Genomic DNA, 12,547 nt, shown 5'->3' on the forward strand with positions numbered 1-12,547 from the left:
GTCATGGGCCGCCGGCAACTTTTTTCACGGAAGATGGAAAAAGCTGTTGACAGCCCGACGGTAGATCTACATAATTCAATTCTTCGGCGAATTAGCTCAGTCGGTTAGAGCGACGGAATCATAATCCGCAGGTCCGGGGTTCGAATCCCTGATTCGCCACCAAATGCGAGAGCCGCTGTTTCGAAAGAAACAGCGGCTTTTTCATTTGTCTGGTGCCACGGCAAGTGGCACGGATAATCGAAATTCACCACCTGCGACGCGACCGCCACGGTACCTGGCATCTCCGAGTCGTCATCCCCAAATCCCTTCACGCTGCGCTCAAACAAGAAGAGTTCAGACAGTCCCTCGACACGAAGGATTTCCAGCAAGAAAGATTGCCGGCGCCTCACTTCAACATGCGGATCGACGCCAGTTGGGTGAGCAAGCCGAAGATCACCGATTCCGTTCTCACGCCCGGCGACCTGAACAAATATCGCATCCATCTTCAGGAAGGCATCATCGATGCCTGTATGCGGTGATACCGAACGGCGCAAAAGTTGATACCCCGCGCAATGGCACCCCGCACACTGCCGCACGAGCACGACGCCGCGCTTAGAATCGGTACGTCCAAATTTCCGCTGCATACGGGCATAACGTCAATGAAAAAACGCCTCGCATGCTTCCTGTCGATTCTGATCGGCATCGCAATCCCGCTCGCCTGCCAGGCCGACCCTCTGCCAGACACTACCGTCGACGGCCTGCATTGGAGATTCGAGCAACTGCACGACACCGGGCACGACGACGATTACGAAGTTGCCGCCCGTCGAGGCGAACAGGTCCTGATCTGGGACAACGGCAAGAACCGGCAAGCTTATGCAGGAGCCGTGTTCCTGCTGGTCTCCGCCTCCTATGATCAGGTGCAGCCGCTGGTGCAGCGCGTGCTGCAACGGACGAGCCCGGTAAACGCCAGTGCCAATAGCTGGCAGCTGCATGATATGCCGGCCCCCTGGAGCAATGTGCTGTTGTCGCGCCGGCCAGACCTGCGCGCAGCAATCGCCGACCGTGCGACCCTGCCGAAACTACAGCAGGCGCTGCAACAAGGCGCGATCACCCGGCAGGAACTGGACTGGCGCATGGATCAGGCTCGGGCGCGCGTCGACCGGCTGTTCCAGGGCTCCGGCCTGCCTGCGCTGCAGCCCACCTACGCATTCTGGGAGGCCCGGCAGGACCACAGTGACGGCATCACCGGTCAGTACCGGAGCGCCCTGTTCGTCAGGATCCAGGACGCAAGCGCCATCTTCGGGCATCCGGCGACGGTCGTTCAGTTCGGTCGCATCGACTCCCGGCCCAACCCCGACTACAGCCTGTGGAAAGCATTGACGCTTCAGGACCTGGACATATTCAGCGGCAACCGGACCCAATCCAGCAGGACGGGCATATCCGTCGTCCCTGGCGACGTGTTCGTCGCATTGACCGACGCGTTGTCCGCACTGCCGGGCAAGCTGGAAATCGCCACGTCGCCCGCTGCATGGCAGTTGCCCTCGCCACCGTCGATGCCGCCCCCCGCAATCAAGCTGGTTGTGCCGGACCAGAGCGCCCCGGTAATCAAGCCCTCGATCATCCGCTGGGACAAGTTCGTGACTGACCCGTCGCAACGCACGTTGCTGTACCCGCACGACATCCTCGGCCTGCCGGATGGCAGCGTGCTGTTCAGCGCCCAGGTGGCCGACAACCGCGGCTGGAACGAGTATGTGTGGCGGCTGCACGCGGCCAACGGCGGGTTGCAGGCGGACGAAGTCTGGCACGGCAAGGAGGGCCCGCGACGGATGATGATCAACGGCGACGGCAGCGCCGTCTGGTTCGACGGCCAGCCAGACGCCAAGAGCAAGCCATGCCTGTACCGATATGACACCGCGAGCCGCAAGGTCGATCGTCATGAAGTCGTCTGGCCGAGCGAGACCGATTGGCGAGACCATCAGATGAGCGATATGTACTGGATTCTCGACGACGATCTGCCGGCCAATTTCTGGCATGACCTCCGGCATGGCGAGAAGGACACGAATCCGGTCGGCTCGGAGTTCCTGACCGTGCAGCGCCCGGCGTCACCGCCGTCGGGCACCGACGATCCATGGCCGTTCGTCACCACGCTGTCGTCGGTACGCCAGTCGCTGATGGACGAGATCAGCAACGGTAGCAATGCCCGGATCTGGCCGGTACGCTGGCGGCCGTCCGGGAGCTACTGGACAGAGGATTCGCAAGGGCTCGCCGAACTGGACGCCCGCACCGGCCGCACGCTGCGTACGATCGCCTTACCGCAGCGCTTCGGTACGCCGGATTCCGTCAGCGCCGCCGGCATCGCGCAATGGGTGCCCAAGCCGCTCGGCTCGCCGCAGGGTCAATGGATCGCGACAGGCTTCGTGCTGTTGCTCGACGACGACGGCAGCATGCCGCCTCCCATGAAGTCCTCGGGCGCGAAACGGGCGCGCTTCGTCGGCATGCACGTGGTGGATCTCAAGAGCGGGCACGTGCTGTCGGCACTGCTGGGCACTGCCGACCACTTCACGGCCGCCGCCCGTTCGGCAAACGGACGCTTTCTTGCGATGGGTACGACCTACACCACGGGCGGCTCGAAGCATCGCGTGGCACTCTGGGACGTCGCACAGGGCCGCACACCCGTGCAGCTCGACGCATCGTCGCTACCCAAAAACAGCGAGATCCAGGCGCTGGCCTTTTCGTGGAGCGGTTCGGCGCTGTGGGCAATCGGCACGCACGAACTGATGCTGTGGAAATTGCCGGTCGAGCTGCACGATCGCGCGACGCGAGGCGCTGCTCCGGATCAATCTCGCAATTGAATCCGCGGCATCGACACTCGGCTTCTCCGGGACGCGAAGCCTGCGGTGGCCAACGACACGGCCGCCCCGGCTGCGCCCCGGCGTTTCACGCCGCCACCGCCCCCCTCTGCAGCTTCGCCGCCTGCGCCCCCACCTTCCCGCGCCAGTTCTCCCCACCCTCCAGCGACGGCGTCGACTCGAACACCTCCGCAATCCAGTCGGCGAACACACGCACCTTCTGCGACAGATGACGGTTGTGCGGATAAACGATCGAAATCGGCTTCGGTTTCGGATTGCAGTCCGGCAGCACCTCGACCAGCGAGCCGTCGAGCAGGTTCGGCAGCACCATGAACAGCGTCGGCTGGATCATCCCGAACCCTTCGAGCCCGCATGTCACGTAGGCATCCGAATCGTTGACCGTGACGCTGCCGTTCATCCGTACCTCGAACGGCTTGCCGTCGATCATGAACACCCACGGAATCGCGCGCGCACCGTGGCTCGCGCGGAAATTCACCGCATGGTGATCGGCAAGATCGGCAATCTCGTGCGGCTCGCCGTGACGCGCGAGGTAATCGGGCGACGCGCAGGTCACGCGCTTGAGCATCCCGATGCGCCGCGCGACCATCGACGAATCCTCGAGCGGCCCGACGCGAATCATGCAGTCGATGCCCTCCTCGACCGGATCCACGTGGCGGTCGGACAGCCCCAGCTCGAGCGTGATGTCCGGATAGCGCTGCCGGAAAATCGACAGCGACGGCAGCACGATGCGCCGCCCGAGCGAGCTCGGCATATGGACGCGCAGCACGCCGCTCGGCTTGCGGTTGCCGGTCTGGAAACTCGCGTCGGCCTCCGCGATCTCCGTGATGATCTTCGTGCAATGCTCGTAGTACGCGGCACCTTCCGGCGTCAGCGACAGCCGGCGTGTCGTCCGGTGCATCAGGCGCACGCCGAGCAGCGCCTCGAGATTCTGGATGATGGTCGTCACCGACGCGCGCGGCATCGCGAGCGTATCGGCCGCGCGCGTGAAGCTGTTCGCGTCGACCACTCGGGTAAAAACTTCCATTGCCTGGATTCGGTCCATGCTGCTTCCCCCTTCGAATCGCCAACGGAACAGAATAGAGCGCGTGACGGGCGCGGCACAAGCCCCCACCTATTGTTATCCGATCCTGAATAATTTCAGCGTTTCGGACTGGGAATCGACTGTTTCCCGATCAGTTCCGGACGTCAACCGCACCGGCCCGATCCGGCCCCGCGCGTCACCGCACGAACCGCTCGCGATAACCCTGCGGCGACACGCCGAGCACACGCACGAAACTGCGCCGCAGCGTCTCCTCCGAACCGAAGCCGCAGCGCGCGGCGATCCGCTTGACGGGCCACGCCGTTTCGCCGAGCAGGCGTTGCGCGGCCTCGACGCGAATCTGCTCGACCGCGCGCGCGGGCGTGCGGCCCGTTCCCGCACGATAGTGGCGCACGAAGCTGCGCTCGCTCATGCGCACGCGCTCGGCCAGCGCCGGCACCGACAGGTCGGCCGTCAGGTGCTCGGCCATCCACGCATGCAGTTCGCCGAACCGGTCGTCGGTCCGCTGCATCGACAGCATCGCGCTGAACTGCGCCTGTCCGCCCGGACGCTTCAGGAACACGACGAGTTCGCGCGCGACGTCGAGCGCGGTCGCGCGCCCGAGATCCTCTTCGACCAGCGCGAGCGCGAGATCGATGCCGGCCGTGACGCCGGCCGACGTCCACAGCGCGCCTTCGCGGATGAAGATCGGGTCGGACTCGACCCTCACGTTCGGGTAGCGCGCCGCGAATTCGTCGCAGCGCGCCCAGTGCGTGACCGCGCGCCGCCCGTCGAGCAGGCCGGCCTCGGCAAGCAGGAACGCGCCGGTGCACACCGACGCCACGCGCCGCGCGCGCCCGGCCTGCTGCTGCACCCAGCGCACCAGCCGTGCATCCTTCGATGCTGCTTGCACGCCCTTGCCGCCGGCGACGATCAGCGTATCCGGATCACGCGCGGCCGAGCGCAGCGACTCGGCCATCACGACGAGGCCCGACGACGTCTCGACGGGCCCTGCTTCGACCGCAACGACGCGCGGTGCATACGGCGCCGGCTGCCCGCGCTCCAGCGCGAGCTCGTTGACGGATGCGAACACCTGCAGCGGCCCCGACACGTCGAGCAGTTGCGCACGCGGGAACGCGAGGACCAGGATCGAACGCGGGGCGGCAGGCATGGCGATTGGCTGAAAACGTGGGGGATATGGCAATTTCGCCAAACACTACGCGCCTAGAATCGATCTGTCCATCCGTGCCGGCAACGGCGCGCTCCCCTTCCACTCGGAGTCCTCGCATGACCCTGCATATCGGCCTTCTCGTGTTTCCGGGCGTCCAGCAACTCGATCTCACCGGCCCGCACGACGTACTCGCGTCGCTGCCCGACGCAGCCGTCCATCTGGTCTGGAAGTCGCGCGACGCGGTCGCGTCGAGCAGCGGCCTGACACTCGCACCAACCTGCACGTTCGACGATTGCCCGCCGCTCGACGTGATCTGCATTCCGGGCGGAATCGGGATCAACGACCTGCTGCTCGACGCCGAAACGATCGCGTTCGTGCAGCAACGCGCGGCCACCGCACGATATGTGACGTCGGTCTGCACGGGTGCGCTGGTGCTCGGCGTGGCCGGCCTGCTGCGCGGGCGGCGCGCGACGACGCACTGGGCGTTCCACGCGCTGCTCGAACCGCTCGGTGCGGTGCCCGTGCACGAGCGCGTCGTGCGCGACGGCAACCTGATCACGGGCGGCGGCGTGACGGCCGGCATCGACTTCGCACTGACGATCGCCGCTGAACTGGCGGGGGACGAAGAAGCACAAGCGATCCAGCTGCAACTCGAATACGCACCCGCGCCACCGTTCGACGCCGGCTCGCCCGACACCGCGCCGGCAGCGGTCGTGAAGCGCGTCACCGAACGGTCGGCAGCCGGCTTCACGAAGCGCAAGGCGATCGTCGAGCAGGCGCTGCGCGCAATGTCGCGCTGAACGCGGATACGAACGAAGTGACGGAAAGACGACGCGCATTCGCGCCGGAGAACATATCGATGAACATTATCCGGAGTGCAGACTTCACGGCGGACCGCGCGTGGGGCGCACTCGACATTGCGGACCTGCACGGCATCACGATCCGGTTGCACTGGACCGACACGCCCTATCGATGGCACGTGAACGACGGCGAGGAAGTGTTCGCGGTACTCGACGGCCGTGTCGAGATGCGCTACCGCGAAGCCGGCGTCGAGTACGCAAGCGTGCTCAACACGGGCGACGTCTTCCACGCGACGGTGGGTACCGAGCATGTCGCGCATCCGCTCGGAGAAGCACGCATCCTCGTGATCGAAACAGCAGGCAGCCCCTGATGGCAGGCAGCGGCCTTGCACGGACGGCGCACGATGCGTGGCCGGGCTTCAGCCCGTGATCGTCCCCGTTGCCTGCGATGGAATCAGTTTCGGCTGCGGCGTGCAGACGCACTGGCACAGGTCGTGTTCGAGCGCGACGACCTTGCCCATCACGGTCATCGTCCGCTCGCCGCCGTCCGACACGATCACGCCCGTCGTCTTGCACGTGGCGCAGAACACCGGTGCGCCGAGATAGGCGAGTTCGCGTCCGTCGAACGACGAATTGGCGATCCCTTCGAGCACCACGCCGCCGTGGTCGGTCGTGTCGCCCTTCAGAATGAATTTGCGGCTCATGTGTCGGTTCTTCCCTCGGAAACGCCGCGCGGCGGCAACACGGTCGCGCACGGACAGTCGGAATCCGCCCGTCGGTCGCGGGCGTTCCGCGAGCATATCACCGCTCGCGGCCGCCGCTTGCCGATTGGCCAGCGCCGCCGCGCCCGTCAGAACTTGTGCCGGATACCGATCCGCGCCTCGAACTGGCGGTCGTTCGCGGACGCGCCGGGGCCGTTGATCGCGGCAACCGCCGCGTGCCCCGTCGAATCGGTGCCCGATGCGCGCTGAAAGACGGCGGTCGCATACACGTCGGTGCGCTTCGACAGGAAATAGTCGAGCCCGGCCGCCACCTGGTGGTAGGTCGCGCCGTCGCGGCCGTTCACGCCGCCGCCGCGCGTGTAGTCGTACGCAACGCCGCCGAACAGGTAGGGCGTGAACTGGTAGCGCACGCTGGCCTCGACGTTGTTGAACACCGCGTTGCCGGACACGCGGCCGGGGTTCGGGCCGGACGACAGGTCGCCGAGCCCGCGGAACGACGTGTTCGTATACATCGCGCCGAGCGTCACCGCGCCGATCGCGTAGGTGCCGCCCGCCGCCGCAACCTGCAGCGAGCGCGCCGACGCATAGCCGGAATACACGGGCGACAGCATGTTGTTGCCCGGCACGCCGGCGACGACCGGCGCGGGGCTGCCGGTCGTGCCGAAGAACGACACGTTCGGGTTGCGCGCATTCAGGTAGCCGGCCGCGACCACGAGCGGCCCGCGCGTGTAGCCGGCCGTCATCGACCACACCTGGTTGCGCGTCGCCGCGCCCGCGATGCCGCCCACGCCGTACATGGCCGCGAAGCGGAATCCGCGGTAGTCGTTGCTGGTGAACTTGATCGCGTTGTTGGTCGAGTTCGCGTTGTTCACGTTGTCGAGATCGCCAGGGTGCGCAACCATGTAGCCGCCGAACAGCGCGGCGGCCTCGAGCGGCCCGAGGAAGTCGACGTTGGTGTCGTACTGGCGCCCGAGCGTGACCGTGCCGAACGGCCCCGACAGCCCGACGAACGCTTTCTTGCCGAACATCAGCCCGCCCTGCCCGAGCTTGCCGGTGCTCGGGTCGAAGCCGTTCTCGAGCGTGAAGACGGCCGCCAGCCCGCCGCCGAGATCCTCGACGCCACGCAGCCCCCAGCGGCTCGCCTGCTGCACGCCGCCGAGCATTCGCCACGCCGGCTTGCCGCTCACGGTGCCGTTCGGGCCGGCGACCGCAAGGTTGCTCGTGTAGGTCAGCCCTTCGTCGATAATGCCGTACAGCGTCACGCTGCTCTGTGCGTGCGCCGCACCCGCGATCAGCGCGATGCCCGCGCCTGCCAACAGCCGTTTTTTCATCGGAAGGTCTCCATTGCGCGGGTCGAATGGCAAAACGCAGGCGTGCGCGTCCCCCGCAGGCGCGCAGCCTGCTCCGGAGCAAACCGGAACGGTCAGGGTTAAATCGGGGAAGACGGCTAGCGCATCGCGTCGGCGACGACCGCCGGCGGAGCCCGGCGGCGGCCGGCCGCGACTTCGTACGCATGGCCGAACTGCAGCACGCCCCAGTCGTCGCGGTAGCGGCCGACGATCTGCATGCCGATCGGCAAACCGGTCGCGCCGAAGCCGCACGGCACCGACAGGATCGGCGCCTCGGTCGACGACAGGTACCAGCACACGCGCATCCAGTCGATGTAAGACGTGCTCGCGGCGCCCTGCACATGCGCAGGCGCGCGCAGGTCGACGTCGAACGGCATCACCTGCGTCGTCGGCAGCACGTAGAACGCGTAGCGCTGCATGAACGCGCGCATCCGCTCGAACAGCCGCGTCTTGCGCACGAACATCCGGCCGAGATCGGCGGCCGTCAGCGACCGGTGCAGCCGGTATTCATCGTGAATCTCGGGCTTCAGCGCCGCGCGCTGCGCATCGTCGAACCCGTCGACCAGCGTGCCGATCATCCACGCGCGCTCGATGCGGAACACGTCCTCGGCATCCGACAGATCGGGATCGTCGAATTCGACTTCGCAGCCGAGCGCCGCGAACACCCGCGCCTGCGCATCGACCGCCCGCGCGATCTCCGGATCGACCGGCACGCCGGGCAGGCCGCGCGACATCGCGATGCGCGTGCCGCGGAAGTCGCGCTCGAGCGGCTGCGCGAAGCGCGCGCCCGGTTCCGCGAGTTCGGTCGCGGTCTCGCCGCTCGGCCCGGCGATCGCCGACAGCAGCAACGCGGTATCGGCCACGTCGCGCGCCATCGGCCCGTCGACACCGAGCGTCGTCCAGCCGTTCAGGTCGGGCGCGCGCGGCACGCGGCCCGGCGACGGCCGCAATCCGACGACGTTGTTCCACGCGGCCGGGTTGCGCAGCGACCCGCCCATGTCGCTGCCGCACGCGAGCGGATTCATCCCGCACGCGAGCGCGGCCGCCGCGCCGCCGCTGCTGCCGCCCGCGGAACGCGTCAGGTCCCACGGGTTGCGCGTCGCGCCGAATACGTCGTTGAACGTATGCGACCCGGCGCCGAATTCGGGCGTGTTCGACTTGCCGATCATCAGCGCGCCGGCGCTCGCGCAGCGGCGCACGACGAGCGCGTCATGCAGCGGCACGTGATCGGCGAACAACGGCGAGCCGAAGGTCGTGCGCACGCCGCGCGTCGCGGTGAGATCCTTCTGCGACACCGGCAGCCCGTGCAGCGGCCCCTGCCATTCGCCGCGCATCCAGCGGGTATCGATGTCGCGCGCACGGGCGCGCAGCACGTCGGGATCGACAACGGTCACGAGCGCATTCACGCGCGGGTTGACCGTCGCGATCCGTGCGAGATGCGCATCGAGCAGGTCGCACGCGCTGATCTGCCGTGCCTTCAGCAGGTCGAGCATCGTGCGGGCGGACAAGTCGCACAGGTCGCCGGTCACGACGTCGGCGGGCGGGGACGAAAGCGAAACGGTGGCGGTCATACGGTTCGGGGCGAAGAGGAAGGAAGGAGATGGCAGCCGTCACGCATCGTGTTCGCTGCGATCCTTTGCGAACGCGAGCGCGACGAGCGACAGCACGCCGCAGACGATCACGTACCACGCGGGCGCCGCCGGATTGCCGGTTGCGCCGATCATCCACGTGACGATGAACTGCGCGAAGCCGCCGAAGATCGACACGCCGCCCGCATACGCGATCGACAGCGCGGTGGCGCGCGTGCTCTTCGGGAACAGCTCGGCGAGGATCACGCCGTTCGCGCCGGCGTTGATCGAGTGCAGCGCGGCGAGCAGCATCACGACCGCGTACATCGTCGCGATCGACGGCACCGCGCGGATCAGCCAGAAGCCCGGCAGGATCAGCACGGTCAGCGCGATGCGCGACCACAGCGCGACGCGCTTGCTGCCGGTGCGATCCGACAGCCGCCCGCCGATCGGCGCGGCGACGAACATCACGGCGCCTGACAGGATCCCGCACCACAGCGCGGCATCCATCGGCAGGTGCAGCACCTTGATCGCGTACGTCGACATGTAATACAGCACGATGAAGTGCGCGGCGGTGCCGCCGACCACGAGGCCCAGCGCGGTCAGCACGGCGCCGCCGTCGCGCCGCAGCACGGTGCCGAGCACCGCCGACGAACGCCGCGCGGCCGCGGCCGGCGCGTGCTGCTCGATCGCGCTGAAGCGTGCGCGCAGATAGAGGCCGATCGGCGCGATCAGCACGCCCAGCAGGAACGGCACGCGCCAGCCCCACGATTCGAGCGACGCGGTATCGAGGAAATGCGACAACAGGAAGCCGACGAACGAACCGGCCAGCGCCGCGGCGCCCTGGCTCGCGAACTGCCAGCTCGTGTAGTAGCCGCGTTCGCCGGCCGGCGCGCGCTCGGCGAGCAGCGACGTCGATACGCCGACCTCGCCGCCGGCCGAAAAGCCCTGCAGCAGCCGCGCGACGACGACCAGCACGGGCGCCGCGATGCCGATCTGCGCATAGGTCGGCAGCACGCCGATCATCCCGGTGCCGATCGCCATCGTGACGAGCGTGAGGTTCATCGCGGGCACGCGGCCGAACCGGTCGGCGACGAGCCCGATCACGACACCGCCGACCGGCCGCGCGATGAAGCCGACGCCGAAGGTCGCGACCGACATCAGCAACTGCTGCTGCGCGGAGACCGCGGGAAAGAACAGTTTGCCGAGCAGCACCGCGAAGAAACTGAACACGGTGAGATCGAAGAATTCGAGGCCGTTGCCGATCGTGATCGCGACAATCAGCTGACGATTGGACGGGGATGCGGCAACGTCGCCGACATGCCCGCCGAACATGCTGTCCGCTCGGGGCGCCTTCATGAAGGTGTGTCTCCGTACTGGTTATGCGTATCGTGTGCGCGGCCCGTTCGACGGCCTGCGCATGCAGTCTAGGCATTCAAAATACGCAGCCCGGAGCGACATTTTTCGATCGTGATAACGCACGGTTATCGCGTGCTTTCCACGCGGCGGCGCGGTGTAGGATACGAACGTCGCCACTGCCGCCGCGCCCCGCCTCGCCGTGAAACATCACCAGCTCCGGGCGCTTGCCGCCATCGCCGAACACGGCAGCCTGCGCGCGGCCGCGCGCGCGATCCACCTGTCGCAGCCCGCGCTGACGAAGGCGATCCGCGAACTCGAACTCGATCTCGGCGTGCCGCTCGTCACGCGCAATGCGCGCGGCGCGCAACTCACGCGTTTCGGGCAGGCCGTCTATGCACGCGCGCGGCTGATCCTTGCGGAGATGCAGCACGCGCGCGACGACGTGATCCAGCTGTCGGGCGGCAAGGAAGGCGCGCTCGCGTGCGCGCTGACGCCGCTGATGTCGCTCGGCTTCCTGCCGGCCGCGCTCGACGCGTTCCGCCAGCGCATGCCGACGATCCGCCTCGACGTGCGCGAAGGATTTCTCGACACGGCGCTGCCGCGGCTGCGCGACGGCTCGCTCGACTTCGTGATCGCGATCGTCGATGCGACACGGCTGTCGCCGGAATTCACGTTCCGGCCGCTGCTCGAATCGGAACTGATCCTGATGACGCGCGCGAGCAATCCGCTGCGTCACTGCACGTCGCTCGCGCAGTTGCAGGACGCGCAGTGGATCCTCAACACGTCGCCGGAAAGCATCGGCCGGCTGCTGCAGGACGTGTTCGTCGCGCACGGCTATCCGGCGCCGCAGCCGATCGTCGAATGCACGTCGTTCAGCGCGGCGTTTTCGCTGTCGGTGCACACCGACACCGTGTCGTGCGTGCCGAAGAGCTTCATGGAAGTCGACTGGATTCGCGAGCGGATGGTCGCGATCGACGTGGAGGAAGCGATTCCGGCCGTGTCGGTCGGCGTGCTCACGCGCCGCGATGCGCTGAACACGATTGCCTGCGACTACCTGATCCACTGCTTCGTCGAAGCCGTGCGCCGGCACGATCGCGCGGTGCTGCCGTGGCGATAGCGGCGCCGCTCAGACGAACAGCGCGATGCACAGCGCGGCGCCGCACAGGTAGGTGCCGAGCGCGCCGATGAAACGCACGGGATTCGGGTTGGCCATCGTCGGCCAGGCGAGCAATCCGATGACCAGCAGGCAGCGGCACACGGTTGCCGCGACGATCAGCGCGAGGATCGCGCGAGACGGATCGTGTGCGCCGAAATAGAGAAACAGCACCGCGAGAAACGGCGCGTATTCGGCCGTGTTGCCGTGCGCGCGCACGACCTTGTGCAGCCCGTTCGTCGGGTCGGGCGCACACCCCGATCCGGTGGTGCACCGAAAGCGCGTGACGGACACGACGAGCCCGAGCCCGAACAGCAGCAGCCCGAGGATGGCCGTGCACACGAGTGCGACGGGATGGATCGTCATGGGACTCCGGGCGTAAGCGGAAATGCGCCGCACCTCCGGCGATCGTACCCGCCGGCGGCGCGCGCGGCTATCGCGGAAACCCGTAGCGCCGCCGTTCGACACCCCTCTTTCACGAACGGGTTCCGGCCCGAATTGCAACGTTGCCGCAGCGCACGAAATCGGTGCGTCGTCCGTCGGCCCGGCCACGCGGGC

12 protein-coding genes and 1 tRNA gene are annotated in these 12,547 nt (G+C 67.3%); 6 read left to right on the forward strand and 7 right to left on the reverse strand.

Features of this window, described 5'->3' with window-relative positions; genetic code table 11:
* Positions 1-85: 85 nt before the first annotated feature.
* The 3 genes from HWX87_RS27655 to HWX87_RS27665 all read left to right on the forward strand — a co-directional run bounded on the left by HWX87_RS27655 (position 86) and on the right by HWX87_RS27665 (position 2,831).
* Positions 86-162: transfer RNA gene (locus HWX87_RS27655), tRNA-Met, on the forward strand.
* A gap of 62 nt (positions 163-224) precedes the next feature.
* Positions 225-518 carry a DUF6538 domain-containing protein gene (locus HWX87_RS27660; RefSeq protein WP_176050253.1) on the forward strand — a complete coding sequence of 98 codons (294 nt, stop codon included), beginning with the start codon at positions 225-227 and terminating at the stop codon, positions 516-518.
* A gap of 120 nt (positions 519-638) precedes the next feature.
* The gene (locus HWX87_RS27665; protein ID WP_176050254.1) at positions 639-2,831 is read left to right on the forward strand and encodes a hypothetical protein; all 2,193 of its coding nucleotides are present in this window, start codon (positions 639-641) and stop codon (positions 2,829-2,831) included.
* A gap of 85 nt (positions 2,832-2,916) precedes the next feature.
* Here HWX87_RS27665 and HWX87_RS27670 read toward each other — a convergent pair whose 3' ends face one another.
* Positions 2,917-3,891, reverse strand: a complete 975-nt coding sequence (locus tag HWX87_RS27670; RefSeq protein ID WP_176050255.1) for a LysR family transcriptional regulator — start codon at positions 3,889-3,891, stop codon at positions 2,917-2,919.
* 175 nt (positions 3,892-4,066) lie between these two features.
* Positions 4,067-5,038: a GlxA family transcriptional regulator gene (locus tag HWX87_RS27675; RefSeq protein ID WP_176050256.1), complete on the reverse strand. Its 972-nt coding sequence runs from the start codon at positions 5,036-5,038 to the stop codon at positions 4,067-4,069.
* Positions 5,039-5,154: 116 nt separating this feature from the next.
* Here HWX87_RS27675 and HWX87_RS27680 point away from each other — a divergent pair, with 116 nt between their 5' ends.
* Positions 5,155-5,838 (forward strand): DJ-1/PfpI family protein, encoded by a 684-nt coding sequence (locus HWX87_RS27680; RefSeq protein ID WP_176050257.1) that lies wholly within the window; start codon positions 5,155-5,157, stop codon positions 5,836-5,838.
* A gap of 59 nt (positions 5,839-5,897) precedes the next feature.
* Positions 5,898-6,209: a cupin gene (locus HWX87_RS27685; protein WP_176050258.1), complete on the forward strand. Its 312-nt coding sequence runs from the start codon at positions 5,898-5,900 to the stop codon at positions 6,207-6,209.
* A gap of 48 nt (positions 6,210-6,257) precedes the next feature.
* On the opposite strand, the gene HWX87_RS27690 is transcribed toward HWX87_RS27685, so the two are convergent.
* From HWX87_RS27690 to HWX87_RS27705, 4 genes are all read right to left on the reverse strand, one after another.
* Positions 6,258-6,542, reverse strand: a complete 285-nt coding sequence (locus HWX87_RS27690; protein ID WP_176050259.1) for a PAAR domain-containing protein — start codon at positions 6,540-6,542, stop codon at positions 6,258-6,260.
* A 146-nt stretch (positions 6,543-6,688) separates the two neighbouring features.
* Positions 6,689-7,891 (reverse strand): porin, encoded by a 1,203-nt coding sequence (locus tag HWX87_RS27695; RefSeq protein ID WP_176050260.1) that lies wholly within the window; start codon positions 7,889-7,891, stop codon positions 6,689-6,691.
* Between the two features lie 116 nt (positions 7,892-8,007).
* The gene (locus HWX87_RS27700) at positions 8,008-9,480 is read right to left on the reverse strand and encodes an amidase (protein ID WP_176050261.1); all 1,473 of its coding nucleotides are present in this window, start codon (positions 9,478-9,480) and stop codon (positions 8,008-8,010) included.
* 39 nt (positions 9,481-9,519) lie between these two features.
* Positions 9,520-10,836, reverse strand: coding sequence for an MFS transporter (locus tag HWX87_RS27705; protein WP_176050262.1), 1,317 nt, complete (start codon positions 10,834-10,836; stop codon positions 9,520-9,522).
* A gap of 199 nt (positions 10,837-11,035) precedes the next feature.
* Here HWX87_RS27705 and HWX87_RS27710 point away from each other — a divergent pair, with 199 nt between their 5' ends.
* Positions 11,036-11,953: a LysR substrate-binding domain-containing protein gene (locus tag HWX87_RS27710; RefSeq protein ID WP_176050263.1), complete on the forward strand. Its 918-nt coding sequence runs from the start codon at positions 11,036-11,038 to the stop codon at positions 11,951-11,953.
* 9 nt (positions 11,954-11,962) lie between these two features.
* Here HWX87_RS27710 and HWX87_RS27715 read toward each other — a convergent pair whose 3' ends face one another.
* Positions 11,963-12,355 carry an MAPEG family protein gene (locus HWX87_RS27715; protein WP_176050264.1) on the reverse strand — a complete coding sequence of 131 codons (393 nt, stop codon included), beginning with the start codon at positions 12,353-12,355 and terminating at the stop codon, positions 11,963-11,965.
* Between the last annotated feature and the right edge of the window lie 192 nt (positions 12,356-12,547).

Source organism: Burkholderia sp. BCC1644, from assembly GCF_902833225.1.
Classification (GTDB): domain Bacteria; phylum Pseudomonadota; class Gammaproteobacteria; order Burkholderiales; family Burkholderiaceae; genus Burkholderia.

Coding starts and splice junctions, on each gene's coding strand:
- HWX87_RS27700 (WP_176050261.1), bottom strand. CDS start 9,480: ATGACCGCCACCGTTTCGCTTTCGTCCCCGCCCGCCGACGTCGTGACC.
- HWX87_RS27680 (WP_176050257.1), top strand. CDS start 5,155: ATGACCCTGCATATCGGCCTTCTCGTGTTTCCGGGCGTCCAGCAACTC.
- HWX87_RS27670 (WP_176050255.1), bottom strand. CDS start 3,891: ATGGACCGAATCCAGGCAATGGAAGTTTTTACCCGAGTGGTCGACGCG.
- HWX87_RS27685 (WP_176050258.1), top strand. CDS start 5,898: ATGAACATTATCCGGAGTGCAGACTTCACGGCGGACCGCGCGTGGGGC.
- HWX87_RS27705 (WP_176050262.1), bottom strand. CDS start 10,836: ATGAAGGCGCCCCGAGCGGACAGCATGTTCGGCGGGCATGTCGGCGAC.
- HWX87_RS27690 (WP_176050259.1), bottom strand. CDS start 6,542: ATGAGCCGCAAATTCATTCTGAAGGGCGACACGACCGACCACGGCGGC.
- HWX87_RS27675 (WP_176050256.1), bottom strand. CDS start 5,038: ATGCCTGCCGCCCCGCGTTCGATCCTGGTCCTCGCGTTCCCGCGTGCG.
- HWX87_RS27665 (WP_176050254.1), top strand. CDS start 639: ATGAAAAAACGCCTCGCATGCTTCCTGTCGATTCTGATCGGCATCGCA.
- HWX87_RS27715 (WP_176050264.1), bottom strand. CDS start 12,355: ATGACGATCCATCCCGTCGCACTCGTGTGCACGGCCATCCTCGGGCTG.
- HWX87_RS27695 (WP_176050260.1), bottom strand. CDS start 7,891: ATGAAAAAACGGCTGTTGGCAGGCGCGGGCATCGCGCTGATCGCGGGT.